At 71.2% G+C, this 24,310-nt stretch carries 24 protein-coding genes, 1 tRNA gene and 1 other RNA gene; 16 read left to right on the plus strand and 10 right to left on the minus strand.

Annotation, left to right across the window (positions count from 1 at the left end; translation table 11 throughout):
• From ABD714_RS22335 to ABD714_RS22345, 3 genes are all read right to left on the minus strand, one after another.
• A partial coding sequence (locus ABD714_RS22335) for a CHAT domain-containing protein (protein WP_344814673.1) occupies positions 1 to 883 on the minus strand: 883 nt, incomplete at its 3' end.
• Between the two features lie 2 nt (positions 884 to 885).
• A complete protein-coding gene (locus ABD714_RS22340; protein ID WP_344814674.1) occupies positions 886 to 2,217 on the minus strand; it encodes a tetratricopeptide repeat protein in 1,332 nt (443 codons plus the stop codon).
• Positions 2,218 to 2,445: 228 nt separating this feature from the next.
• Positions 2,446 to 2,925 carry a hypothetical protein gene (locus ABD714_RS22345; RefSeq protein ID WP_344814675.1) on the minus strand — a complete coding sequence of 160 codons (480 nt, stop codon included), beginning with the start codon at positions 2,923 to 2,925 and terminating at the stop codon, positions 2,446 to 2,448.
• Positions 2,926 to 3,129: 204 nt separating this feature from the next.
• On the opposite strand from ABD714_RS22345, the gene ABD714_RS22350 reads away from it, so the two are divergent.
• From ABD714_RS22350 to ABD714_RS22360, 3 genes are all read left to right on the plus strand, one after another.
• Complete coding sequence (locus tag ABD714_RS22350) at positions 3,130 to 3,309, plus strand: mycothiol transferase (RefSeq protein ID WP_344814676.1); 180 nt, start codon at positions 3,130 to 3,132, stop codon at positions 3,307 to 3,309.
• 29 nt (positions 3,310 to 3,338) lie between these two features.
• Positions 3,339 to 3,641 (plus strand): mycothiol transferase, encoded by a 303-nt coding sequence (locus tag ABD714_RS22355; protein WP_344814677.1) that lies wholly within the window; start codon positions 3,339 to 3,341, stop codon positions 3,639 to 3,641.
• A gap of 190 nt (positions 3,642 to 3,831) precedes the next feature.
• Positions 3,832 to 4,575, plus strand: coding sequence for a phosphotransferase (locus tag ABD714_RS22360; protein WP_344814678.1), 744 nt, complete (start codon positions 3,832 to 3,834; stop codon positions 4,573 to 4,575).
• Between the two features lie 347 nt (positions 4,576 to 4,922).
• On the opposite strand, the gene ABD714_RS22365 is transcribed toward ABD714_RS22360, so the two are convergent.
• A tRNA-Ser gene (locus ABD714_RS22365) sits at positions 4,923 to 5,007 on the minus strand.
• A 105-nt stretch (positions 5,008 to 5,112) separates the two neighbouring features.
• Here ABD714_RS22365 and ABD714_RS22370 point away from each other — a divergent pair.
• From ABD714_RS22370 to ffs, 4 genes are all read left to right on the plus strand, one after another.
• Positions 5,113 to 5,721, plus strand: a complete 609-nt coding sequence (locus ABD714_RS22370; protein WP_344814679.1) for a TetR/AcrR family transcriptional regulator — start codon at positions 5,113 to 5,115, stop codon at positions 5,719 to 5,721.
• Positions 5,718 to 6,980 (plus strand): MFS transporter, encoded by a 1,263-nt coding sequence (locus ABD714_RS22375; RefSeq protein ID WP_344814680.1) that lies wholly within the window; start codon positions 5,718 to 5,720, stop codon positions 6,978 to 6,980. Before ABD714_RS22370 ends, ABD714_RS22375 begins: the two co-directional genes overlap by 4 nt.
• A gap of 136 nt (positions 6,981 to 7,116) precedes the next feature.
• Positions 7,117 to 7,395: an isoamylase early set domain-containing protein gene (locus tag ABD714_RS22380; protein ID WP_344814681.1), complete on the plus strand. Its 279-nt coding sequence runs from the start codon at positions 7,117 to 7,119 to the stop codon at positions 7,393 to 7,395.
• A 53-nt stretch (positions 7,396 to 7,448) separates the two neighbouring features.
• Positions 7,449 to 7,545, plus strand: an RNA gene (gene ffs / locus ABD714_RS22385) — signal recognition particle sRNA small type.
• A gap of 17 nt (positions 7,546 to 7,562) precedes the next feature.
• On the opposite strand, the gene ABD714_RS22390 is transcribed toward ffs, so the two are convergent.
• From ABD714_RS22390 to ABD714_RS22400, 3 genes are all read right to left on the minus strand, one after another.
• Positions 7,563 to 8,399: a DUF72 domain-containing protein gene (locus ABD714_RS22390; protein ID WP_344814682.1), complete on the minus strand. Its 837-nt coding sequence runs from the start codon at positions 8,397 to 8,399 to the stop codon at positions 7,563 to 7,565.
• Positions 8,400 to 8,527: 128 nt separating this feature from the next.
• Entirely contained in the window at positions 8,528 to 9,520 is a 993-nt protein-coding gene (locus ABD714_RS22395) for an NAD-dependent epimerase/dehydratase family protein (protein ID WP_344814683.1), read from the minus strand.
• Positions 9,521 to 9,568: 48 nt separating this feature from the next.
• Positions 9,569 to 10,750 (minus strand): PQQ-dependent sugar dehydrogenase, encoded by a 1,182-nt coding sequence (locus ABD714_RS22400; protein WP_344814684.1) that lies wholly within the window; start codon positions 10,748 to 10,750, stop codon positions 9,569 to 9,571.
• 87 nt (positions 10,751 to 10,837) lie between these two features.
• On the opposite strand from ABD714_RS22400, the gene ABD714_RS22405 reads away from it, so the two are divergent.
• From ABD714_RS22405 to recR, 6 genes are all read left to right on the plus strand, one after another.
• On the plus strand, positions 10,838 to 12,259 hold the full coding sequence (locus tag ABD714_RS22405; protein WP_344814685.1) for an MFS transporter: 1,422 nt from the start codon (positions 10,838 to 10,840) through the stop codon (positions 12,257 to 12,259).
• 148 nt (positions 12,260 to 12,407) lie between these two features.
• Positions 12,408 to 14,972 (plus strand): DNA polymerase III subunit gamma and tau, encoded by a 2,565-nt coding sequence (locus ABD714_RS22410; protein ID WP_425562444.1) that lies wholly within the window; start codon positions 12,408 to 12,410, stop codon positions 14,970 to 14,972.
• Positions 14,973 to 15,033: 61 nt separating this feature from the next.
• Positions 15,034 to 15,591 carry a TetR/AcrR family transcriptional regulator gene (locus tag ABD714_RS22415; RefSeq protein ID WP_344814686.1) on the plus strand — a complete coding sequence of 186 codons (558 nt, stop codon included), beginning with the start codon at positions 15,034 to 15,036 and terminating at the stop codon, positions 15,589 to 15,591.
• Between the two features lie 95 nt (positions 15,592 to 15,686).
• The gene (locus tag ABD714_RS22420) at positions 15,687 to 16,040 is read left to right on the plus strand and encodes a DoxX family protein (RefSeq protein ID WP_344814687.1); all 354 of its coding nucleotides are present in this window, start codon (positions 15,687 to 15,689) and stop codon (positions 16,038 to 16,040) included.
• 134 nt (positions 16,041 to 16,174) lie between these two features.
• Positions 16,175 to 16,501, plus strand: a complete 327-nt coding sequence (locus ABD714_RS22425) for a YbaB/EbfC family nucleoid-associated protein (RefSeq protein ID WP_344814688.1) — start codon at positions 16,175 to 16,177, stop codon at positions 16,499 to 16,501.
• A gap of 26 nt (positions 16,502 to 16,527) precedes the next feature.
• Positions 16,528 to 17,127 carry a recombination mediator RecR gene (gene recR, locus ABD714_RS22430; RefSeq protein ID WP_344814689.1) on the plus strand — a complete coding sequence of 200 codons (600 nt, stop codon included), beginning with the start codon at positions 16,528 to 16,530 and terminating at the stop codon, positions 17,125 to 17,127.
• A 118-nt stretch (positions 17,128 to 17,245) separates the two neighbouring features.
• On the opposite strand, the gene ABD714_RS22435 is transcribed toward recR, so the two are convergent.
• Positions 17,246 to 18,250 carry a Gfo/Idh/MocA family protein gene (locus ABD714_RS22435; protein WP_344814690.1) on the minus strand — a complete coding sequence of 335 codons (1,005 nt, stop codon included), beginning with the start codon at positions 18,248 to 18,250 and terminating at the stop codon, positions 17,246 to 17,248.
• A 167-nt stretch (positions 18,251 to 18,417) separates the two neighbouring features.
• Here ABD714_RS22435 and ABD714_RS22440 point away from each other — a divergent pair, with 167 nt between their 5' ends.
• From ABD714_RS22440 to ABD714_RS22450, 3 genes are all read left to right on the plus strand, one after another.
• Entirely contained in the window at positions 18,418 to 19,779 is a 1,362-nt protein-coding gene (locus tag ABD714_RS22440) for a M48 family metallopeptidase (RefSeq protein WP_344814691.1), read from the plus strand.
• Between the two features lie 104 nt (positions 19,780 to 19,883).
• Positions 19,884 to 20,858, plus strand: coding sequence for a hypothetical protein (locus ABD714_RS22445; protein WP_344814692.1), 975 nt, complete (start codon positions 19,884 to 19,886; stop codon positions 20,856 to 20,858).
• Positions 20,855 to 21,250 carry a GntR family transcriptional regulator gene (locus tag ABD714_RS22450; RefSeq protein WP_344814693.1) on the plus strand — a complete coding sequence of 132 codons (396 nt, stop codon included), beginning with the start codon at positions 20,855 to 20,857 and terminating at the stop codon, positions 21,248 to 21,250. The genes ABD714_RS22445 and ABD714_RS22450 overlap by 4 nt, the downstream gene beginning before the upstream one ends.
• A 22-nt stretch (positions 21,251 to 21,272) precedes the next feature.
• On the opposite strand, the gene ABD714_RS22455 is transcribed toward ABD714_RS22450, so the two are convergent.
• Complete coding sequence (locus ABD714_RS22455) at positions 21,273 to 23,027, minus strand: serine hydrolase domain-containing protein (protein WP_344814694.1); 1,755 nt, start codon at positions 23,025 to 23,027, stop codon at positions 21,273 to 21,275.
• On the minus strand, positions 23,027 to 24,310 hold the full coding sequence (locus tag ABD714_RS22460) for an exo-beta-N-acetylmuramidase NamZ family protein (RefSeq protein ID WP_344814695.1): 1,284 nt from the start codon (positions 24,308 to 24,310) through the stop codon (positions 23,027 to 23,029). Before ABD714_RS22460 ends, ABD714_RS22455 begins: the two co-directional genes overlap by 1 nt.

Genomic DNA, 24,310 nt, shown 5'->3' on the forward strand with positions numbered 1-24,310 from the left:
AGAGAGATGAGGCCAGCTGGCTGGCGGACTGGTCGCCTACTGGGAGGGCCCAGCCCAGGACGGCGGGGGCGCCGGCGTCGACGAGGGACTCGGCCATGGATGCAACTAGTCCTGACTCGGGGGACTGTCCGGTGGAGCATCCGGACACGAACACCAGCCGTGGCCAGTTTCCGCCGACGGCTGCTGCGATGTCACTGGCTGCGGCGTCGGACCGGAGTCCGGCGTCGTCTTCCATGACGAACTGTGGGCCTGCTGGACCGACGGTGCTGTGGCCGCTGAGGTGTAGGACGTCGAAGTAGTCGGGGCCGAACCAGTCGAGCCGCTCGGCGAGGCCGGCTACGGACCCGCTTTCCTCGACGACTACCTCGACCCGGCCCGGGGCGGCGGCAAGGATCTCAGACTCCTCCCGTTCGAAGTCGAGAACAGGTTTGACTCCGTCGGGGGAGGAGGCCATGAACAGCACTCGTAGTGGACGGTTCTGGGGTGCCCGTTTGCCGGAGCCATCACGCGGCGACGCCGCTCTGACTGGAATGACCGGCCGTGCCGGGTGCACTGAAAGGAACGCATCGGCGAAGATCAACTCCCATGGCAGTCCGCGCAGGCGTTCCTGCACGTCGATGTAGAGCGCAATGGGCTGCTGCCTGCTCCGGGCTGCTTCCAGCCACCGCTGCGTGGGGCCATCGAGCCATTGGTAGAGACTGTCGCCGAGACCCGTTAGGTCTGGTGCGAGTGTCTGGTAGTCGCTCTCGACTCTCGCGGCCCATGCTTCCATCTCGGCTCGGTCCAGGCGACGTTCCTGCACTGGCGCGTCGGTCGCCGACCACCAGCGCAGCCGAGGGTTCGTGCCGTTGGCGTCGAAGACCTCGCAGCGGCAGATGTCCATAGTCAGTCCTCGGTCTCGTTGCTGGTGGCGGACGGTAGTTGAGCCCGTAGCTCGGCTTGGACTTGGTTCAGTGTGGCGGTGTCGTTGGCGAGGTCGGGGTGCTGGATGGCTTGGTCGATGGTGACGACGTGTTCGAGCTCGGTGACGGCTGCGGTGAGGTTCCCGTCTGCCCGGTTGACCATGGCGATGTTGTAGCGGGTGGTGGCCTCGCCGGCGCGGTTGCCGGTCCTCTGGTGGAGAGTGAGGGCCTGCCGGTAGTGGGTAAGGGCGGCGGGCAACTCGCCGCGCCGGCGGTGGATGCTGCCGATGTTGTTCAAGGTGGTGGCTTCGCCGGCGCGGTCGCCGACCTCGCGGTGAAGGGTGAGGGCCTGCTGAAGGTGGGTGAGGGCGGCCGGGAGGTCGCCGCGGTCGTGGTGGATGCTGCCGATGTTGTTCAAGGTGGTGGCTTCGCCGGCGCGGTCGCCGACCTCGCGGTGAAGGGTGAGGGCCTGCCGGTAGTGGGTGAGGGCGGCCGGGAGGTCGCCGCGGCCCTGGTGGATGCCGCCGATGTTGTTCAAGGTGGTGGCTTCGCCGGCGCGGTCGCCGGTCTCGCGGAAGAAGGGGAGGGCCTGTTGATAGTGGGTGAGGGCGGCCGGGAGGTCGCCGCGGTCGTGGTGGACGCTGCCGATGTTGCTCAAGGTGGTGGCTTCGCCGGCGCGGTCACCGACCTCTTGGCGGATCGTGAGGGCCTGCTGGTAATGGGTGAGGGCGGCCGGGAGGTCGCCGCGGCTGTGGTGGACGCCGCCGATGTTGTTCAAGGTGGTGGCTTCGCCGGCGCGGTCGCCGACCTCTTGGCGGATGGTGAGGGTTCGCTGGTAGTGGGTGAGGGCGGCCGGCAGCTCCCCGCGGTAGTAGTGGATGCCGCCGATGTTGTTCAAGGTGGCAGCTTCGCCGGCGCGGTCGCCGACCTCGCGGCAGAGGGTGAGGGCCTGCTGGTGGTGGGTGAGGGCGGCCGGCAGCTCGCCGCGGTTGCCGTGGATGCCGCCGATGTTGTTAAAGGCGGCGGCTTCGCTGGCGCGGTCGCCAACCTTCTGGGAGAGGGTGAGGGCCTGCTGGTGGTAGGTGAGGGCGGCGGTCGGGTTACCGGTGGCACTGAACGCTCGGCCGGCGTAGAGCAGCGTCGAGGGGCTTGTCTGAACCTGTAAGGAGCGGTCTGTCAGGGCCTGGACTTCCCGGAACCTGGACACCGCCAGCCAGCTGCTGGCTAGGCGGTCGCCGACGTCGGCGACGATCCCGCTGATGCTGGCGGCTTCAGCTAGCCGAAATACTTCTTCGAGCTCAGCCTCACTCGCCATCAGCACCGCTCCACCATGTTTCCAAGCAAGAAGCTGGTGAAGTCGGTGCGGCTCACTGGACCGTCGGTAGCATCGCGGCGCTCGACCTCAGCGTTGTGCATGACGCACATCTACATCATTCGTGTCCGGGGCGCGACAAAATCCACACTTTGCGTATCAGAAGCGTGTGAAGTCGGGCTTGCTCGTCCGGCCCCGGTACGCCGAAGGCACCCACGACGTCATCACCGGCTACTTCGTCGCCGAACGACCGACAGTCAGGGGTGAGCGGCCGGTCTGGTACGGCGGCGGACGGCTTGCCCGCGACCTTGGACTGAGCCGGCTTAGAGAGCACGCCGGCTGGCCCGACGACCCAGTGACGGCATCGGCGGCGGCCGCCGAGTGGAGCGCCGCCTCCCGCAACTCGTCTGTGTTGCCCAAGATGTCGAGGTTGAGGCGTCGGAACCTGTCGTCTACGCCGCGACAAGCGGACTCGACAGCTTCACCGAGGATGTCCATGCTGACCAGGTACTGCTGACGCTCGTCAGGGTCGAGGTCGGTGAGGCCGCCGACGCCTGGCCGATCGACCAACAGCACCCAGTAACCCGGTAGCCACTGCACGTCGCCTATGACTGCGAAGGCACCCGGCAGCTTTGCCATCACCGTCGGGTTCGTCCCGCGCAAGGCTGACCCGATGCGGTCCGCGCGCCAGCCAGCTGATCGGTCGTCCACCCGGTGACCCTATCGAGCCGCCCGCCTCAACGTCTCCGTAGAACGGTCGGCCTACGGGACCTACATAGGCAAATACCTCAATCGAGAGTCCGACGTCTCACCAGCTTGAAATTCGGAGGTGGCGAGAATGCGAGCGAGAAGACTCTGCGCCATGACCGATCACAAGACCGAGTTGCGCTGGTACTCCAGTCAGCGCGCGACGCCATGCTGTGGAAGCTCGATGGACTCTCCGAGTACGACGCCCGTCGGCCCATGACACCGACCGGGACCAACCTGCTGGCTGGAGCACGCCACGTACGTCGAGTCCGGCTACCTCGCCGACTCCTTCGGGCGCCCGTCAGGCCTCAAACTCCCCTGGCTTGGCGGCGTCGAGCCCAGCAGTGATCTGTGGGTCACGCCAGTCGCGGGCCAGTGTGATCGACGGCTACCGCCAGGCCTGGACTCTCGCTGACGCCACGTTGGACGAGCTCCCGCTCGACAGTGTCGGCGCCGTGCCATGGTGGCCAGCCGATGACAACGCTGTGAGCCTGCACCACGCGCTCGTCCGCGTGGTTTCCGATACCCAGCGCCACGCCGGTCACGCCGACATCGTCCGCGAGCTGATCGACGGCGCCGTCGGCATGGAGAAGGACGACGCGAGCCTGCCTGCGAGCGATCCCGCCTTTTGGCAGACACATCACCAGCGCGTGGAGGAAGCCGCCCGCTCAGCGCAGTGATTCTGGCGCAAGGGCACGGCGCCACAGGAGAACCGCCTTGCAGCTGGCGCTCTGATCGCAACACTCGATGCGCCCGATTGAGGGTGGTTGAGCGCTGCTTATGAGACGACGGTCGGCTAACCCATGGTGTACGGATGCCGGTCCGCCATCGGCGACTCCGGCTCTGCGGCTCTCGAAGGAGGATTGAGTCGTGACGATCAGCAGCTTCGCAGGTGATGACGTGCCAGTCCCGGCAGTCATACGGCAGATCAGCGCCGGACACCCAGTCGTGCCCATATGGGTCAACGGCGATGGCGGGGTGACCTTTCGCATCGAGGTTCCCGGACTGAGACAGTTCGCGAAGTGGGCTCCCACCGGATCGCCCAACAGCCTGACTGCTGAAAGGGAACGGCTGCGATGGGCCGCCGACTTCGCTGCTGTTCCCCACGTTCTTGACTACGCCGAGACCACCGACGGCACCTACCTGCTCACAGCCGAACTCCGCGGCGAAACCGCGATCACCGACCGATGGAAGTCACGGCCAGCTCAGGCGGTGCGGGCGGCCGGCTCCGGCCTGCGATCCCTCCACGACTCCTTACCCGTTCGCACCTGTCCCTTCGACTGGTCCGCGGCTACCCGCTTGGCGGCAATTCCTGGCCGCGACGGCGACCAGCTGCCGTCCGTGCCGCCCGTCGACCGGCTCGTCGTGTGTCAAGGTGACGCCTGCGTACCCAACACCCTGATCGAAGCCAACGGCGACTTCGTGGGCCACGTCGATTTGGGCAACCTGGGACTGGCCGACCGATGGGCAGATCTCGCGGTCGCGACCTGGAGCACGGAATGGAACTACGGACCGGGCTGGGAACTACCGTTCCTCAACGCCTACGGCATCGCACCCGACCCGAAACGAACCACCTACTACCGGGCCTTGTGGAACCTCGAACACCCCGTCTGAGTATCTGGGGCGCACGTCGCAGCGACCGGTGGTTGAGCGCAGGGTGTGAGACGGCTGGCGTGCGCTTCTGCCTGACCGCTAGCCGGTCGCTCAACGTGCGACCCTGCAGACCCTCGCTCGACCGTGAGGTGCCCCTGAATGCCGCGAACCATGAACTTGCTCCAAAGCTGGTCCGTCCATAACTCAGCATGAACCGCCGCGACCGTCCTGACGCTCCGTCCCCCAGCTCGTCGACGGACTGATCCGGGCGCAGAATCAGCCGAGTTGAGACCCAGATTGAGACCCAGAGCCGAGAAACGCCGCGCAGCCCGAATCGGGCGCGCGGCGTTCTTCCTTGCCTACAACCGCGGAGGATACGAGATTCGAACTCGTGAGGGCGTAAACCCAACCCGCTTTCCAAGCGAGCGCCATAGGCCTCTAGGCGAATCCTCCGCGCGGAACCTTACCCGGATCGGCACGGAGGCGCGAAACCGTCGGTGGCCCGTATGACCTGGGCCACGTTGCGTACAGTCGTACACTGAGCGTACGATCGTACGCATGACGACAGAGGCAGTCGAGCACCCGGCTCGGCGGTACGACCCCCACCGGCGCGACCGGATCATCGACGCCTGCCTCGACGTCATCGCCGATGTGGGGGTGGCCGGGGTGTCGCACCGGAGGGTGGCCGAGGCCGCCGACGTGCCGCTCGGCTCGATGACCTACCACTTCAGCGGCATGAGCGAGCTGCTGCACGAGGCCTTCAACCGGTTCGCGAACGCCTTCAGTGACCGGTTCGCGGTGCGGATGGCGGCGGCGGCCGATCGCGACGCGGCCGTCGCCGCGATCACCGAGGCGGTCGAGGGCGACATCCTCAGTGACCAGCGCGAGCTGGTGCTCACCCAGGAGCTCTACACCCTGGCCGCCCGAGACGCCTCCTACCGCGACATCACCAACGCCTGGATGGGTCGCAGCCGCGCGGCGCTCGAACGGCACTTCGACCCGGCCACGGCTCGGATGCTCGACGCCCTGATCGAGGGCCTCACGCTGCATCGCGCCCTGGACACGGAGTCGCAGGGCGGTCACGTGGTCACCACAGCCATCGCCCGCCTCGTCACCACCGACAGCGACACCGACACCGACACCGACACCGCAGGAGAGACCCCGTGAGCCCGTCAGCACCCGCCACCGCCGCCCCGGTCTCGGCACGACTGCGCCGGGCGCGGTTCGGCGTCTTCGGGATCTTCTTCGTCGTCGGCCTCGGGATGGCCGCCTGGCTGGTCAGCATCCCCGCCGTCCAGCAGCGCACCGGTGTCTCGCACGCCACCCTCGGTCTACTGCTCCTGGTGCTCGGCGCCGGTGGGGTGATCGGCATGCAGATCGCCGGGTACGCGATCACCCGGTGGGGCAGCAAGGTCGTCACCGGCGCCGCCCTGGCGCTCTACGTGCTCGCGGTCAACTTGCCCGTGCACACGACCGGCACCGTCACCCTCGGTCTGGCGCTGTTGATCTTCGGCCTGGCCAACGGCGCGGTCGACGTGTCCATGAACGACCAGGCGGTGATCGTGGAGCGCGGCTACGGCCGGCCGATCATGTCCGCCTTCCACGCCTTCTGGTCGGTCGGCGGGGCCACCGGTGCCCTGATCGGTGCCGCCGCCCTCGGACTCGGCTACCCCGTGAGTGCGGCCGTGCTGATCGCCTCGATCGCTGCCGCGATCGGTGGGGTGGTCTGCGTACGGCTGCTGCTGGCGCCGGAGCCGGCGCCGCTGGAGGTCGCCTCCGGCCGGTCGGCCGAGTCCGCCGGGCCGGCTCGCGACGGCAGCGTCCGACGCCGGGTGATCGGCTTCGGGGTCCTCGCCTTCCTGCTGATGCTGGCCGAGGGGGTGGCCAACGACTGGAGCGCGCTGCACGCCGTCGAGCACCTCGACCAGCCCACGTCGGCCGCCGCGTTGGCGTACGCGACGTTCGCCGTGGCCATGACCGTGGGTCGGCTCACCGTCGACCGGATCGCCGGTCGGTTCGGGCCCGCGTTCGTGGTGCGGTACGGGTCGCTGGCCGCCGCGGTCGGCATCGGGGTCGTGATGGTCTCGCCGGCCTTCGGTCTGACCCTGGTCGGCTGGGCCGTCTTCGGCCTTGGCCTGGCGGGTGTGGTGCCGCAGCTGTTCACCGCCGCCGGCAACATCAGCGCGACCCACCAGAGCATCATCTTGTCCCGGGTGGTGGGGGCCGGCTACGTCGGCCAGCTGGCCGGACCGGCCCTGGTCGGGGTGGTGGCCGGCTGGGTCGGTCTGAACCTGGCCTTCGCCCTCCCGCTGATCTTCTGCGTCGTGGCGGTGATCGTGGCCCCGATCGTCTCCCGTCCGACGGATGTGGTCGAGGCTCCGGCCGCGGAGCCGGCCGAGCCCTCGTACGAGACCGATCGGGCCTGACCAGGAGCGGCGTGAGATCCGCCACGAAGCCGCGTTTCGTCACACGCCCGTAGCAACGGCTCCCTAGCCTCTGCGGTGCGTTCCTGCGGGAGCGCCCCGACAGATCGACCGAGATCGCACACACGGAGTTACCGACATGGCTTTGAAGATCACCACCAAGGGCAGCACCACCAAGATCCAGTTCGTCCTGCCGGACGACGCGCACACCGGCCCCGTCTCCGCGGTCGGCACCTTCAACGACTGGACGCCCGGCAAGCACAAGCTGGTCAAGCGCAGCAACGGCACCCGCAGCGTCACCGTCGCCGTGCCGGCGGGCGAGGAGATCGCCTTCCGCTACCTGGCCGACGGTGGCGTCTGGTTCGACGACGAGGACGCGCACGCGATCACCGACCAAGGGTCCAGGGTCATCGCCTGAGTCTCGCCCGCTGCGGGCGGCCGGGAGCACCTCGGCCGATCTGTACACTGGTCGCCGGTCCCCCGCGTGGCGATACCTCACCCAACTCCCCCAGGGTCGGAAGACAGCAAGGGTAAGTGAGCTCTGTCGGGTGCGCGGGGGACTCTTACGTTCCGGTGGCGGCCTGTTCAGGGAGCCGGTTTGGCCAGGCCGAGCCGGTCCATCAGACCCATGGCGTCGTACGGCGCCCGCACCTTCGCGTCGTTGTCGCAGTAGACGTTCACGTCCTGGCCGGTGGCGGCCCAGCCGCTGATCCTCGTCGCCCACTGATCGAGCGCCTCGCCGCTGTAGCCGCTGGCGTACAGCTCGGTGTCGCCGTGCAGCCGCACGTAGCGGAAGTCGGTCGTGCTCGCGTCCAGCACCGGCCAGGTGCCGGGGTTGTCGGCCCAGACCAGGGCGATGTCGTGTGTCCGGAGGAGGTCGGTCAACGCGGGCGTACGGAAGCTGTCGTGTCGCACCTCGAGGGCGTGCCGAACCGGGTGGTCCGGGTGGTCGGTGGTCAGCAGGGCCCGGTCGGCCGTGATCCGGTGGTCGTGCCGGGCCGCCAGCTCGGCGACCTCGCCGTGCGTGCGCGGCAGGTGGCGGAAGAAGTCCGTCAGCCGGTCGGCGTCGAAGGCCATGGTCGGTGGCAGCTGCCACAGGAAGGGCCCGAGCCGATTCCCGAGCGCCAGCACACCCGAGGCGAAGAAGTTGGCCAGCGTGGTGTCCGCGTCGGCCAGCTTCTTCATGTGCGTGATGAACCGGCTGCCCTTGACGGCGAAGACGAAGTCGTCAGGGGTCTCGGCGACCCAGGTCCGGAACGCGTCCGGCTTGAGCAGGCCGTAGAAGGTCCCGTTGACCTCGATCGAGCCGAGGCGGGAGGCCGCGTACGCCAGCTCGCGCTTCTGCGGCAGCTTCGGTGGGTAGAACGTGCCGCGCCACGGCGGATAGGTCCAACCCGAGATGCCGATCCGGATCTCAGCCACCGGGGCTACCGGGGAGATTGACGGAAACCTGCCACTCACGGGCCGACGAGCGGCTCGTGGCTCGGCGTGTCGCCCGTGAGAGGCACCTTTCCGTCACCTTCGTCGAGGCGGTCATCGCACCCGGCGCCTCAGAACGCCCGCGCGCCCTTCACCAGCCGGTCGAAGAGCGCGTCCTGCTCCTCGTCGATCTGCTGGGCTGAGGGATTGGCGTCGAACCAGGCGATCTGCTCGTGCGCGGCGTCGTGGTACTCGATCGTGGTCCGGAACGCCGGGACCAGGGCGGACACCTTGCTGCAGTCGAACACCATCGAGTGCGCCTTGTCGCCGACCAGGCCGGGACCCAGGTCCGGGGCGACCCGGGCGATGGTCTCGCTGGCCACGTGCACGAGCTCCGGCTCGACCCCAGCCGCCTTCCCGAGCCAGGTGTAGATCTGGTTCCAGGTCGGGGCGTGGGTGCCGGTGATGGTGAAGTCCTCACCGATCGCGGCGGGGTGGCCGAACAGCCCGACGAACGCCACCGCGAAGTCGTCGGCGTGGGTCAGGGTCCACTGGGTCGTGCCGTCGCCGTGCACCACCACCGGCTTGCCGGCCCGCATCCGCGCCACGTCGGTCCAGTGCCCCATGGTGGGCAGCAGCGTCTTGTCGTACGTGTGCGAGGGCCGCACGATCGTGGCCGGGAAGCCGGAGTCCCGGTAGGCCGCGACCAGCAGGTCCTCACCGGCGATCTTGTCCCGGGAGTACTGCCAGAACGGGTTGCGCAGCGGCGTCGACTCCGTCACCGGCACCCGGGTCGGCGGCTTCTGGTACGCCGACGCGGAGCTGATGAACACGTACTGACCGACCCGGCCGGAGAACAGCTCGATGTCGGAGGCGACGTGGTCGGGCAGGAACGCGCGGAACTGGGCCACGGTGTCGAACTCCCGGTCACCGATCGCGGCTGCCACCGCGGCGGCGTCGGTGGCGTCGGCGACCAGGGTCTCGACCTCCTCGGGCAGGTCGCGGGAGCTGCTCTGGCCCCGGTTCATCACGGTCACGTGGTGTCCCTGCGCCACCGCCAGCTGCACGCTGGAGGCGCTGATGACGCCGCTGCCGCCGATGAACAGGATCCGCTGAGAGGTCATGCCGTCATCCTGTCACCGGCGGACGCGGCGAAAGGAACCGCCGGCTGGTCAGACGGTCACGCGGAGGATCTTGTCGTCGTCGGCACCCGGGTCGATCCGGCCGTCGGTGTTCGACGTGGTGATCCACAGCGAGCCGTCGGGTGCGGCGACCGCGTTGCGGATCCGGCCGTGGTCACCGGCGAAGTACGCCTTCGGCTTGCCGGCCCCGGTGCCGTCCAGAGGCACCGCGAACAGGCACCGACCCTGCAGAGCGCCGACGAAGGCCGTCGACCGGGCGATGGCCAGGCCGGCGGGCGAGCAGCTGCTGGTCGGCGACCAGGTCGCCTTCGGGTCGGTCAGACCATCGCGGTCCGACGTCCCCTCGACCTCGGGCCAGCCGTAGTTCCTGCCCCTGCGGATCAGGTTCAGCTCGTCGGCCTCCTTGTCGCCGAACTCGGTCGCCCACAGCCGGCCGGCGGCGTCGAACGCGAGACCCTCCACGTTGCGGTGCCCGTACGACCAGGTGCGGTTGTCGTACGGGTTGCCCGGCGCGGCGCGACCGTCGGGACGGATCCGCAGGATCTTCCCGGCCAGCGACCGCCTGTCCTGGGCCAGCGAGGACTGCTCGGCGTCGCCGGTGGACACCAGCAGCATCCCGTCGTCGTCGAACAGCAGCCGACCACCGTGGTGGTGGGTGCTGGTCGGGATGTCGGTCAGCACCGTCTTCGGCCTGCCGACCTTGCCGCCGGCCAGGCTGACCCGCCCGACCCGGTTGTCGGACCCGGTCGTGTAGTAGACGAAGAGCGTCTCCTCGTCGCCGGGGGCGGTGGCGAGGCCGAGCAGTCCGCCCTCGCCGATGCCGGTCGGCGGGACCACCCCGGACACCTCGCCCAGGGTGGTCTTCTTCCCCCTCCCGGTGACTCGGATGATCTTCGCGGAGTTGCGCTCGGAGACCAGGGCGTCGCCGCCGGCCAGGAAGACCAGCCCCCACGGCACGTCGAGGTCGGTGGCCACGGTGCCGGCCAGCTCGGGTGTCGGGGCGCCCGTCGGGCTCGGGGAGGGGGTCGGCGTACGGCGGGCGCTCGGGCTGGGGGACGCGCTGCCGGTGCTGGGGGATGCGGTGCCGCCGGACGCGCCGGTCGGCGACGGACGCGGAGCCGTGGTCGGGTCCGTCTGGTCGGCGGCGCAGCCGGCCACCGTGGCCAGGGCGAGACCGGAGGAGCCGTACAGGAACTGTCGTCTCGTCACCACCCACCCCATTGTCGCCACCGATGCTGTGTCCTCCCTGTCGGCTGGGACGGGGAGCATCTGGAGCGACCCGCGGGGCAGAATCGCGCCGTGCCCACCGACGAGACCTCCACGCAGCCCAGCCCGGTCCGCTGGCGCATCCTGGGAGTGACGCTGGCCGTCGGGTTCATGGCGTTGCTGGACGTGACCATCGTCAACGTCGCCATCCCCTCGATGCAGTCGGGACTGGGGACCACGACCTCGACGATCCAGTGGGTGGTGTCCGGCTACGCCCTCGCGTTCGGCCTGACGCTTGTCGCGGGCGGCCGCTTGGGTGACGTGTACGGGCGGCGGGCGCTGATGATGATCGGCCTGACCGGCTTCATCCTCGGCAGCGCCGCCTCCGGGCTCGCCGCCGACGCCAACCTGGTGATCGCCGCCCGGGTGCTGCAGGGGATGTCGGCCGGGCTGCTGACCCCGCAGAGCTCCGGGTTGATCCAGCAGCTGTTCAGCGGCAAGGAGCGCGGGGTCGCCTTCGGCTACTTCGGCACCACCGTGGGGGTGGCGAGCGCCATCGGGCCGATCCTCGGCGGGGCGCTGATCGCGGTGTTCGGCCAGGAGAACGGCTGGCGCTACATCTTCGGCATCAACGTGCCGATCGGTCTGGTCGCGATGATCTTCATCTGGCGCTGGGTCCCGGGCCGGCCGGCGGACAGGGGGCGCACGGCCGGCGAGCGTCACATCGACGTGGTCGGGGCGGTGCTGCTCGGAGCGGCGGTGTTCAGCCTCCTGCTGCCGGTGGTGGAGTCGGAGGACGGGGCGGGGCCGTGGCTGTACCTGCTGCTGGCCGTGCCGGTGTTCCTCGGGCTGTTCTTCTGGTGGGAGCGCCGGGAGCAGGTGGCCGGTCTGGCGCCGCTGCTGGATCTGGGTCTGCTGCGCCGGACCCGCGGGTTCGCCAACGGGGTGCTGATCGGGACGCTCTACTTCACCGGCTTCACCGGGGTGCTGCTGGTGGTGTCGGTCTTCCTGCAGGAGGGTCTGGGCTACTCCCCGCTCCAGGCCGGCCTGCTGGTGACGCCCTTCGCCGTGGGCACGGCGGTCATGTCGCCGATCGCGGGGCGGCTGGTGGCCCGCCTGAACCGGCGGATCACCGTGATCGCCATCGCCGTGATGATGTCCGGTCTCGCCATCTTGTGGCTGGTGCTGCCCGACGCCGCCGACCAGTTCCGCTGGTGGATGCTGGCCTTCCCGCTGCTGCTCGCCGGCCTGGGCGGGGGCGCGGTCATCTCGCCCAACCAGACCCTCTCGCTCAGCGCCGTGCCACCGCAGATGGGCGGGGCGGCCGGGGCGGTGATCCAGACCGGCCAGCGGATCGGCAGCGCGCTGGGGGCCGCGGTGCTGGTGACGGCGTACCAGCTCGGTCGTGGGGACGGCGACCCGGTGATCGGTCTGGAGGTCACCCTGCTGACGTCGCTGGGCATCCTGCTCGTCGCCCTGGCCGCGGCGATCTGGGACCTGACCCGCGGCAGCTGACTCGGGGGTCACCGGACCGGGCGCCGGTCGGCGGTGCCGGCCTGAGCGTCGGACCGGGCCGCGGTCGTCGCCACCGGTCGTACGGCGGTCAGGGAGCCCCCGGCCGATCCGGAACCGCCTGTCGGCGGTGGGGCATAGGGTGCGTGGCGTGGGTGAGGGCATGACGGGGTCGCAGACGGCCGAGACCGGCGGCTGGGACGTGCCCGACGACGGCGACGCGCCACCGGACCTGCCCGAGTTCAGCCAGGACGAGGCCCTGTTCGGTGAGCCCGACGACGCGTCCGGACCGCCCGCTCCCGCCTCGCGGGCCGGCACACCGCCGCCGAGCGGACCCGCCGCCCCGCTGGCCCTCTACCGTCGCTACCGACCGGACACCTTCGCCGCCGTGATCGGCCAGGAGCACGTCACCGAGCCCCTGCAGCGGGCGCTGGCCAACAACCGGGTGAACCACGCCTACCTCTTCTCCGGTCCGCGCGGCTGCGGCAAGACGACCTCGGCCCGGATCCTGGCCCGGGCGCTCAACTGCGAGCGCGGTCCGCGACCGGAGCCGTGCGGGGAGTGCCTGTCCTGCGTCGAGCTGGCTCGCGGCGGTCCCGGCAGCATCGACGTGATCGAGATCGACGCCGCCAGCCACGGCGGCGTCGAGGACGCCCGCGACCTGCGGGAGCGGGCCTTCTTCGCACCGGTGTCGAGCCGCTACAAGATCTACATCGTCGACGAGGCGCACATGGTGACCACGCAGGGCTTCAACGCCCTGCTCAAGCTGGTCGAGGAGCCGCCGCCGCACGTGAAGTTCGTCTTCGCCACCACGGAGCCGGACAAGGTGATCGGCACCATCCGGTCGCGGACCCACCACTACCCGTTCCGGTTGGTGCCGCCCAAGGTGCTCGGTGACTACCTCGCCCACCTGTGCGACGCCGAGGGCATCAGCGTCGAGCCGGCGGTGCTGCCGCTGGTCGTCCGGGCCGGAGCGGGATCGGTGCGCGACTCCCTCTCGGTGCTCGATCAGCTGTTGGGCGGGGCCGACGAGCACGGGGTCGGCTACCGGCAGGCGGCGGCGCTGCTCGGCTACACACCGGACTCGCTCCTGGACGAGTTCGCCGATGCCTTCGCCGCCGGTGACGCGGGCGGCGTCTTCGCCTGCGTCGACAAGGTGATCGAGGTCGGGCAGGACCCCAAGCGGTTCGCCGAGGACCTGCTGCGCCGGCTGCGGGATCTCGTCATCGTGGCCGCCGTGCCGGATGCCCTGACCTCCGGTCTGGTGGACGTGGCCGCCGACCAGGCCGAGCGGCTGTCCTCCCAGGCCGCCGCCCTGGGGGCGGGGGAGCTGACCCGGGCGGCCGAGGTGATCGCCCAGGGACTGACCGACATGCGCGGCACCACCGCTCCCCGGCTGCACCTGGAGCTGATGTGCGCCCGGGTGCTGCTGCCCGGCGCCGACGTCGACGACCGCGGGATCCACGCGCGCCTGGACCGGATCGAGCGCCGCCTGGACATGACCGGAGCGGTCGGCGCCACGGCGGCTCCGGAGTCGCTGCCGACCGCCCGGCCGGCCTCGCGACCGGCGGCGCCGGCGGCGCCGCCGTCGCGCGGGGGAGAGAACGCCGCCCCGGCCGAGACGGCTGCGGCCCGCCCGACCCCGGACGCGGTGATCCCGACCGCCGGTACGGCGACCGCCGGGACCTCTACCGGCGGGACGCGGGAGGGGGCAGCGCCGGACCAGGTGGAGGCGAGCTCACAGCGTGAGCCGACGCCCGACCCCGAGACCGCTGGCGACCCGGACAGTCGGCCGTCGACGCCCGAGCCCGGGCGCAGCGGGGCCACGCAGGACAGGGCAGCCGCGGACGAGGTCACTCCGAACAGGGCCGCCCAGGACGGGCCGGCCGGCGGCCAGTCCGACGACACGGCTCTCGGCCCGCACCGCCAACCACCGACAGCGCCGACCGCCGGGCGTCAGAGTCTGACTGTGACCGACGTCCGTCGCCTCTGGCCGGAGGTGCTGGAGGAGGTGAAGGGCCGGCGCCGTTTCACCTGGATCCTGCTCAGCCAGAACGCGCAGGTCGCCGATGTCCGCGACGGCGTGCTCGTGCTGGCCATGGCCGGCGTGGGACCGCGCGACAGCTTCGCCAAGGGTGGCAGCGAGGACATCCTCCGGGAGGCGCTGACCGAGGCCCTGGGCGTTGACTTCCGGATCGAGGCCATCGTCGACCCGAGCGTGACCTCCGGCGGACGCGCCGGGGGAGGGCGCGGCGGCAGCGGTCCGGCCGCCGCGGACCGGGGGAGCGGCCCGGGTGCACCGCCCTCGGCTTCCGAGCCGCCGGACGACCCGTACGAGAACGCGCCGCTCGATCGGTCGGCGGCGTGGACCGAGGTGCCGGCAGTCGCCGGGTCGCCCGGCTCCTCGATGGCCGGCGGGTCGGTGGGGTCCGCCGAGGGTCCAGGCGCTCCCGGACCGGGCGACGGGACGCCACCGGACGCGACTCCTCAGGCGGCCAAGCCGGCGGTGGATCCCCGCTGGCGCGAGCAGGCACGGCAGCACATCCGGCCGACCCGGAAGGGCGGGGGAGCGCAGGGCGGCGGCGCCGAGGACCTGCGCGACGAGGCGGCCTCGATCACCGACTCCGACGTGGAGGACCTGGAGGAGTCCCACACCGAGCTGCTCGCCCGGCAGCTGGGCGCGGAGATCATCGGCGAGGAGAAGCACGGCTTCTGAGCGTCGCCGTCGACCGCTCGACCGGAACGGTCTCGACCATACGGACTGGTACGGTCGCGCCGTGAGCACGACCCGGGACCGTTGGTTGGACGAGGGCCTCCGGGTGCTGGCGAGCGAGGGCGCCGCGGGCGTACGGATCGATCGGATCGCGGCCCGGCTCGGCCTGTCCAAGGGGTCGTTCCATCATCACTTCGCCGGCGCGGACGGCTACAAGCGGGAGCTGCTCGCGCACTACGAGTCCTCCTGCGTCGACGCGCTGGACTCCGCCATCGCCCGCGTCGGCGACGACGCCACGGTGCCGGCCGTGCTGGAGACGCTGACCGGGCTGATCCGTTCCGACGGCCCCGGCCTGTACCGCCCCGAGCTGGATGTGGCCGTCCGTGCCTGGTCGACGTCCGAACCCGAGGTCCGCGAGGTCCAGCAACGGATCGACACAGCGCGGATCGACGCCCTGCAACGGGTCTGGGGGCGGGCGGTGCCGTCCGCCGCGGATGCGCGGCTGTCGGCCCTGCTGCCCTACCTGCTCGCGGTCGGTGCGGCCGTCGTGGTGCCCCCGGTGGCGGCCGACGACCTGCGCCGGCTCTACGAGATGCTGCTGCCCCTCGTTCCGACCGACTGAGCGGTGGGGGGACTGGGCGTCTCCGGGCACCCGAGAGCCCGGAACATACGATACGGTATGGTACGAATCCGATCGACGTTTGCGAGGAGGTCGCTGTGCTGCCCGAACCGATCTGGCCGGTCGTCGTGCTGGCCGTCATCCAGCTGGTCGACGCCGGGCTGTGCCTCGAGCCGGTCGGCTTCATCGCCCAGTGCCTCAGGAACGTGCACTTCGCGCCCCGGTTCTGGCGGTGGCTGAGCCCGCTCAAGCTCGCGGCGGCCCTCGGGCTGCTCGCCGGTCTCTGGATCCCGTACCTGGGTCTGACGACCACGATCGCGCTGGTGGCCTACTTCGTGGTCGCGGTGTCGATGCACGTGCGGGCCCGCGACCTCGGTCGCGACCTGTTCGTGAACGCCACCGGGATGCTGCTGATCTGCCTCGCCGTGCTGGTCTTCTCGTTCCTCCGCTGAGCCCCGCCCCGATCGGCTGACCGCTTTCCCCGGGACACCTGCCCGCGCGGACGCCGCCATCGTCGTCGCTGCCGCATAGGCTGGGCAGGCACCACCCCCTTTCCGCGAGCGGCCCTACACCCGAAGAGAGCGCGATGCTTCCGTCCGATGGCGACATGTCCGGTTTCCTGGCCCAGGCTCAGGCGATGCAGCAGCAGCTGCTGCAGGCTCAGCAGGAGCTCGCGGAGACCGAGGTCACCGGAACCGCCGGCGGCGATCTGGTCGAGGCCCGGGTGCTGGGGACCGGCGAGCTGGTCGGCCTGCTGATCAAGCCCGAGGCCGTCGATCCCGAGGACACCGAGACGTTGGCCGATCTGGTCCTCGCCGCGGTCCGCGATGCCAACAACAAGGTGCAGGCCGTCACGGCCGCCAAGCTCGGGCCGCTGGCCGGTGGGCTCGGCGGCGGCGGACTGCCGTTCTGACGAATCCGGTCGAGGAGCACAGCTAGGTGTACGAGGGCCCGGTCCAGGACCTGATCGACGAGCTCGGGCGGCTGCCCGGGATCGGTCCCAAGAGCGCGCAGCGGCTGGCGTTCCACATCCTCGCGGCGGACGCCGAGGACGTCCTCCGGCTGGCCGCCACCTTGAAGCTGGTCAAGGACACGGTCAGGTTCTGCGAGATCTGCTTCAACGTCTCCGAGGAGACGCAGTGCCGGGTCTGTCGGGACCCCCGCCGCGACCCCGCCATCATCTGCGTGGTCGAGGAGTCCAAGGACGTCGTCGCGGTCGAACGCACCCGGGAGTTCCGCGGCCGCTACCACGTGCTCGGCGGCGCCATCAGCCCGATCGACGGCATCGGACCCGGTGACCTCAACATCCGCGAGCTCTGCCAGCGGTTGGCCGACGGCGTGGTCACCGAGGTCATCCTGGCCACCGACCCCAACCTCGAGGGCGAGGCCACGGCCACCTACCTCAGCCGACTGCTGATCCCGTTGGGGGTCAAGGTCAGCCGGCTGGCCAGCGGTCTGCCGGTCGGCGGCGACCTGGAGTACGCCGACGAGGTGACCCTCGGGCGGGCCTTCGAGGGCCGCCGCTACGTCACCACCTGACGCTCCCGCCCCACCCCGCCCGCCGGCGCCGCCCTACCTGTGCTGACGCCCCCTTTCGCTGTCTGACGCCCCCACTGCAGAGGGGGCGTCGGCGTGCGAAAGGGGGCGTCAGTCGTGGTCAGACCTCGACCCCGGCGTCCTCGCGGTGGAACACCCCGAGTCGCTCGGAGGCCTCGTTGAGGATCCGCTGGACGGCCAGGGTGTCGGCGAGCGGCATCACGCTCGACTCCGTCCGGCCCTCCCGCAGGCAGGCGCTGACCTCGACGAGCTCGTGGGAGTAGCCGGCGCCCTGGGGCGGCCGGACCAGCTCCTCGGGCTCCGCCCCGTTGCGGTGCAGGACGATCCGGTCGGGGTGGTGGAAGCGCGGCGGGATGTCGATGAAGCCCTCGGTGCCGAAGATCCGGGCCGCGCCCGGGGTGGCCTGGCGCAGGGTGCAGAGCAGCGTCGCGGCGCGGCCGTCGTCGTAGCCGAGCAGCAGCCCGACCTCCCGGTCCACCCCGGAGGGCGCCAGTGAGCCGGTCACCTCCAGGTGGTCCGGGGTGCCCAGGACGTACTGCGCGAGCGAGACCACGTAGACCCCGAGATCGAGCAGGGCGCCGCCACCCTGCGCCGGGTCGAAGGCGCGGTCGGACTCGTCGTACGGGCGGTCGACCCCGAGGTCGGCCTGGAGCTGACGGACCTCCCCGATCGCCCCGCTCTCGATCAGGGCGCGGGCGGCGACGATCGCGGGCTGGAAACGGGTCCACATCGCCTCCATGGCGAAGACACCGGTGGCTTGGGCGGTGGCCACCACCTCCTCGGCCCCGGCGACCGTGGCGGTGAAGGTCTTCTCCACCAGGACGGCCTTGCCGGCGCGCAGGGCGGCCAGGGCGATCCGGTGGTGCTGCGGGTGCGGGGTGGCGATGTAGAGGGCGTCGACGTCCGGGGCGTCGATGATCTCGCGGTACGACCCGTAGGCGGTCGCCAGGTCGTGGTCGTCGCAGAACGCCTGCGCCCGCTCGGGCGACCGGGAGGCGGCGGCCACGGCCACGGCTCCGGGCGCGTACGGGAAGTCCTGGACGACCTTGGCGGCGATCCTCCCCGGTCCGACGATGCCCCATCTGACGTCCGCGTCGGAGTTCATGTCGCTCACCCTAGGACGACGCCCGCGTCGACCGGGAGGCTGTCCGCGCCGTCCTGACGTCCGGCCGGCGCGGACCGACCAGCGACCCGCCGGCGGGGACGTACGCTCGTCGAACCGCACCGGGGAGCCCGGGCGGCGAGCCGACGACACGAGGTCCCCGCACCACCATGACTCTCCCCACCCCGTTGCCCACGGGAGGGCTGCCGACCCCTGGCGACCCGCACCGGCCGGCCCCTCCCACCCTGACCAACGGCGCCACCGTGCACGGCTTCGGCGGCGACATGCGGATGCGGCACCCGTGGGAGCTGCCGCTGCTGATCGTCGGGGCGTCGTTCACCACCCTGGCCTACCTGACCTGGGCGGGGCTGCTGGTCTACGCGATCGTGCTGGTGACCACGGGCCGCGGCGCCTCGATCGAGAACGCGATCGGGGAGGCCTCCGTCGTGGCCCAGCTGGTTGCGTTGCTGATGGCGCTGCCGTTCCTGATCTGGATCGCCCGCGCCCTGATGTACGCCCAGCTCCGGGTCCAGTCCGTGCGGATGAGCCCGACCCAGTTCCCCGAGGGCTACCGGATGGTCGCCGAGTCCGCCCACCAGTTCGGGCTGCGCCGGGTGCCGGACGCGTACGTGGTGCTGGGCAACGGGGTGATCAACGCCTTCGCCGCCGGTCACGGGTTCCGCCGGTTCGTCGCCATCAACTCCGACCTCTTCGAGGTGGGCGGCGCGGTCCGCGACCCCGACGCGCTGCGTTTCGTGATCGGCCACGAGGTCGGCCACATCGCCGCCGGTCACGTCTCGTACCTCCGCCTGGTGTTCACCAACCTGCTGGCCCAGGTGCCGCTGCTCGGCACGGCGTACTCCCGGAGCCAGGAGTACACCGCCGACAACTTCGGCTACCTGCACGCACCCGCGGGGGCGCCCGGTGTGATGGCGACGCTGGCCGCCGGCAAGTACCTCAACGCGAACGTCAACGTCAACGAGCTCGCCGACCGCGCTGCCCACGAGAAGGGACTGTGGGTCCACATCGCGAACTGGCAGTCGAGCCACCCCGTGACGACCTGGCGGTCGCACGCCCTGCGGGATCGCCGCCGGCCCGGTCACCTGTGGTTCCGGCCGGGTCTGCGAGGCACGCCGGGCGCGAGCTACATCGGTCCGTTGCCCCCCGGCAGCGACGACTCGCTGCAGTACCCGACTCCGGCGGACGCCCTCATCCTGCTGGACCGGGCTGCGGCAGAGCGTCCGCCGGGCTTCGACCAGCAGTTCGGTCGCTTCCCCGGCGTCGACTACGGCTCCCGCCCGACCCTGCGCGAGATGCAGCTGTCGGCACCCCTGCTGTCTCGTGTCTGGCTGCCGGCGGCTCCGCCGGTAGCACCGAGTCAGCCGGTTCCACCGAGTCAGCCGACCCCGCAGGGTCAGCCCGCCCCGCAGGGTCAGACAGCTCCGCCGAACCAGCCGGCCGAGGGGCAGGCCCCCGACGGCCGGCAGGAACCCCCGCCCGGGCCTCCGCCGCCCCCACCACCGAGCCGGTAGCGCTTCGTCGCGACCGGCGGCTCCCACCACCTGTATCGACTGATTGACACACAACCGCACCTGGCTGTATCAATGACTCGATACAAGCGATCCTGGAGGTGGACGTGTTCGGAGTTCCCGTCGTCGCTGTGCTGGTGCTGCTCGGCATCTGCGCGGTCCCGCTGATCTTGCTGCTCGATGCCTTCAGCCACCCGGCGACGCCCGTCGACCACGCCGACGTCGATCGGGATGCGGTGGCCCGCAGCCTTCGGCTGAACCGGTGGCGCCTCGCCGCCTGCCTCGCCGGCACGGGCGCCGCCCTGGTCGCCGGCTTCTGGGCCAACGGTCTCTGGCCGTCTCTCCTGGGCGTGCCGGTGGCGGTGGCACCCGGGCTGGCGACCTCGGTCGCCCTGCTGGCGTACGCGACCTGGCCGGTCACGCAGCCGCGCGACGCCCGGCCCGGACCTGCGTCCGCCTCACTGCGGCGTCGCGAGCCGTGGAGCTTCGCCCGGCGAGGCACCCTGCTGCTGCCGCTGGTCGTCGCCGTGGCCTACCTGTTGGTGCTCCTCGCCGGGGCGGTGCTGGCGCAGCCGGACGACGCCGGCCGGCTGCGCGCGTTCGGTCTGACCCAGGGCGACCTGACCAGTCGGTCCTCACCGTTCCCCGGCAGCTTCTACGGCCTGCCGCTCGCCGGTGTCACGGTGCTGCTGGCCGTTGCCACCTACGCCGCTCTCTGGCGGATGGCCAGCTCGCCGGCGATCGTGCAGGGCTCGGTGACACCGGCCTCGCGCGAGGTCGACCGACGGTGGCGCGGGATCAGCACGAGCGTGATCGTCCGGACCGCGACCGCCTCGCTGCTCGGCTACGCGGCCGCCACCCTGGTCATCGGCGGCTCCGCGATCTTGCGCACCTCCGGGCCCGACAACGGCATGGCCCCGACCCCGTGGGTCGGTGTCGGCTGGACCACGACGCTGGTCGGGGCGGTCGGGCTGCTGGCGGCCGCCGTCGTCGCCGGCTCGGCGGTCGCCGCCCTGCTGTCGCTACGGACCCGGGCGGTGCTCGGCGCGCCGGGGGTCGTGGTGACCCCGCCACGCCGATGACGGCACACCATCCCGGCGACGAGTCGCCGGACGCGACGATCCGGATCGACCCCGAGAGCGCCGTCCCGCCCTACGACCAGATCAAGGCCCAGGTCCGTGACCAGATCCGAGCCGGGACGCTCGCGCCCGGGACCCGGCTGCCCTCCATCCGGCAGCTGGCCGGGGACCTGGGGGTGGCGCCGGGAACCGTCGCCCGCGCCTACGCCGAGCTCGAGGCCGGGGGGCTCCTCGATTCCAGCCGCACCCGCGGGACACGGGTCCGGCCCGGGCAGCAGGCGGATCCGGAGGTCCGGCGCGCGGTGGAGCTGTTCGTGGCCGCCGCCCGTCTGACCTCGACCGAGCTGGCCGACGTCCTCGGTCTCGTCCGCACCGAGTGGAACCGGCAGTCCTGAGCCGGTACCGGTGATGCCCCGGTCAGCGGGTGGCGGGTGTCCACCCGTCGGTCCGCACCAGGGTCGGGTGCCGCTCCGTGTCGACCACGACCCGACGCCCGTCCCGCACGGTGATGCCGTCCAGGTAGATCCCGCGGCCGGACAGGGCGGCATCCTGGACGTAGGTCCAGCGCACGGCCGCGCTGCCCGCCGGGACGTCCGCGACCGCGCGCTCCCAGCGGCGGACGCCGGAGACCGCGTACGGTCCGTCGACGACCTGGCCGCCCAGCCGGTACGGGAGGGTGGTCCACGTCGTCCCGCCGTCGGCTGACACCTGCAGGGTGAGCGGATCGCTGGCCTCGGTGTCGGTGAGCTGCTGCCAGCTCAGCCGCTGGGCCCGAGCGGAGGAGGGCAGCGGGACGGTCACGGTGGCCGTCCGGGCGTTCGCGGTGCCGGAGAACCAGGCGGTCCGGCCGGCCCGCGGCCGCACCGCCAACGCCTCGGCCAGACCCTGGGCCGCCGCCACCCGGCCGGGGTTGACTGATCCCCACGACCGCGAGGGGTGCACCCGGTTGGTCAGCAGGATCACGAAGGACCGTGACGCGAAGTCGATCACCAGCGACGTGCCGGTGTAGCCGGTGTGTCCCGCGGTGCGCAGGGAGCTGAGACCACCCATGTACCAGCGCTGGTCCAGCTCGAAGCCCAGACCGTGGGCGTTGGTGCCGAACTCGGTGTTCTCGTTGGTGATCATCTGCTGCACGCTCGTGGAGCGCAGGATCCGGTGCCCGTCGTACGCGCCGCCGTTGAGCATGGTCTGGGCCAGCACCCCGAGGTCACGGGCGGTGGAGAACACCCCGGCGTGACCGGCCACGCCGCCGAACGACCAGGCGTTCTCGTCGTGCACCTTGCCCCACACCATCCCCCGGTCGGGGACGGCTTGGAACTCGGTGGCGGCGATGCGTTCCCGGGGGGCCCGCGTCGTCGGGTTGTAGCCGGTGTCCCGCATCCTCAGCGGCCGGGTGATGCCGTCGGCGACCAGCCGGTCGAGCGGCTTTCCGGTCACCGCGGTGACCAGCGCGCCGAGCGTGATCAGGTTCAGATCGCTGTACAGGTAGCGAGTTCCGGCCTCGGCGGTCAGGTCCGCGGTCACCGCCGCCCGCAGCCGGGAGGCCGGATCCGGATGGTCGCGCCACAGCGGCAGGAAGGCCGGGAGCCCAGAGGTGTGGGTGAGCAGCTGGCGGACGGTCACGCCGCTCTTGTCGTACGGCGACGTCGCACCGTGCTCGCGGAACTCGGGCAGGTAGCGGGTCACCGGGGCGTCCAAATCGACCCGACCGGCCTCGACCTGCTGCATCACCACGATGGACGTGAAGAGCTTCGACACCGACGCCAGGTCGTAGATCGCGTCGGTCCGGGTCCGGATCCGGTCGGCCTCGGGCAGCGCCGAGCCCGAACCGTCGGCGTACAGCCGGGAATAGCCGGTGGCCCGGGTCAGCACCACCCGGCCGTGGTGGCCGTAGCTGAGCACGGCGCCGGGGTAGAGGGGGCGTCCGGTGGCCTGCGGCTCGGTGTAGCCCTCGATGGCCCGCCAGGCGGCCTCCAGCGGGGCTGGGTCCAGGCCCACCCGCGACGGCGTCGACGTCCGCAGCTCGGTGCGCGGAGAGGCGAACCCGGGCTGCGGACGGTCGAACCGCCCTTCCGTGGCTCCCCCGGAACCACTGTCGGCCATCGCCGTCGTCGGTGCCCCCAGCACCATCGCCGCCGCCAGTCCGACGACGAGGAGCCGGCTGCCCGGCATCAGCGACCCCGCCGGTACAGCAGGTAGGGCTGCCGACGGCGGTCGAAGGCGGCCAGCTCGGCTCTCCAGGCCGCGGTGATGCTGGCCGCGGAGGCACCACCGTCGAGCTGGGTGCGGAACCGGCTCGAGCCGGTGAGCAGGTCGATCCACCGTCCGGGCGTGTTGTCCCCGCTGCGCCAGGCGAAGTCGTCGTAACGGTCCCGCAGCGCGACCATCATCTGCGTGGCCACGGCGATCGCGTCGACCGCGGACGGGTCGGTGACGTGCACCTGGACGCCGCCGCAGACCACGCCGACGTGCTTGGAGAAGGTCGGGGTGAAGTAGGCCTCGCGGAACTCCACTCCCTTCAGCTTCGCCTTGGCCAGGTCCGTGGCCCAGCGGTGATCGACGTACGGTGCTCCGACCAGCTCGAACGGCTTGGTGGTGCCGCGGCCCTCCGACAGGTTGGTCGCCTCGAACAGGCAGGTGCCGGGGTAGAGGAGAGCCGTCGTCGGGGTCGGCATGTTGGGGCTGGGCAGGATCCAGGGCAGACCGGTGTCGGCGTAGAGCTCGTCGGTCTTCCACCCCTCCACCCTGATCACATCGAGGTCGGCCACCGCCTTCTTCCCGGCCGCCGGCAGCAGCACGCCGTTGGCGTACCGGGCGAACTCACCAGCTGTCAGCCCGTGCTGCTGGACGATCCTGTCCTTGCCCACGCCGGAGGTGAAGCCGTCGATCAGCAGCGGACCCCGGGCCCGGCCGCCGACCGGGTTGGGCCGGTCCAAGATCACGAACCGGAGCCCGAGCTGGCCGGCGGCGATCAGCGCGTCGTACATGGTCCAGATGTAGGTGTAGAACCGCGCGCCGACGTCCTGGATGTCGAAGACCACGGTCTGCACCTTCGCCTCGGCGAAGAAGCGGGCGAACGTCGTCGCGTCGGCCCCGTACGCGTCGTAGACCGTGACGCCGGTCCGCTCGTCGACGTAGGTGTCCTCCGAGGAGCCCGCCTGGGCCGCCCCGCGGAACCCGTGCTCGGGTCCGAACACGCCACCGACCGTGACCCCGGCGGCGACCATGGCGTCGACGATGCTGTTCAAGGAATCGCTGAGGACCCCGGTGGGGTTGGTGATCACGCCGACCCGTTGGCCGCGGAGCTCTCGCCATCCCTTCGCCGCCACCACGTCGGCACCGGTGCGCACCCGTCGTCGGCGCCCTTGCGCCGCTGCTGCGTGACCGATCACCGGGGTGGCGGCCAGAGCGCCGCCGCCGATCAGCAGACCGCGGCGTCCGATCGTTCCGCTCAT

The sequence above is a fragment of the Microlunatus aurantiacus genome (genome assembly GCF_039536605.1).
In the GTDB taxonomy this organism is placed as follows: domain Bacteria; phylum Actinomycetota; class Actinomycetes; order Propionibacteriales; family Propionibacteriaceae; genus Microlunatus; species Microlunatus aurantiacus.

Bases quoted from the DNA above. Each gene is read 5' to 3' on its own strand.
- ABD714_RS22460 (WP_344814695.1), bottom strand. From the start codon at position 24,310: ATGAGCGGAACGATCGGACGCCGCGGTCTGCTGATCGGCGGCGGCGCT.
- ABD714_RS22340 (WP_344814674.1), bottom strand. From the start codon at position 2,217: ATGGCGAGTGAGGCTGAGCTCGAAGAAGTATTTCGGCTAGCTGAAGCC.
- ABD714_RS22455 (WP_344814694.1), bottom strand. From the start codon at position 23,027: ATGCCGGGCAGCCGGCTCCTCGTCGTCGGACTGGCGGCGGCGATGGTG.
- ABD714_RS22350 (WP_344814676.1), top strand. From the start codon at position 3,130: ATGCTGTGGAAGCTCGATGGACTCTCCGAGTACGACGCCCGTCGGCCC.
- ABD714_RS22380 (WP_344814681.1), top strand. From the start codon at position 7,117: ATGGCTTTGAAGATCACCACCAAGGGCAGCACCACCAAGATCCAGTTC.
- ABD714_RS22440 (WP_344814691.1), top strand. From the start codon at position 18,418: ATGACTCTCCCCACCCCGTTGCCCACGGGAGGGCTGCCGACCCCTGGC.
- ABD714_RS22425 (WP_344814688.1), top strand. From the start codon at position 16,175: ATGCTTCCGTCCGATGGCGACATGTCCGGTTTCCTGGCCCAGGCTCAG.
- ABD714_RS22450 (WP_344814693.1), top strand. From the start codon at position 20,855: ATGACGGCACACCATCCCGGCGACGAGTCGCCGGACGCGACGATCCGG.
- ABD714_RS22395 (WP_344814683.1), bottom strand. From the start codon at position 9,520: ATGACCTCTCAGCGGATCCTGTTCATCGGCGGCAGCGGCGTCATCAGC.
- ABD714_RS22435 (WP_344814690.1), bottom strand. From the start codon at position 18,250: ATGAACTCCGACGCGGACGTCAGATGGGGCATCGTCGGACCGGGGAGG.
- ABD714_RS22370 (WP_344814679.1), top strand. From the start codon at position 5,113: ATGACGACAGAGGCAGTCGAGCACCCGGCTCGGCGGTACGACCCCCAC.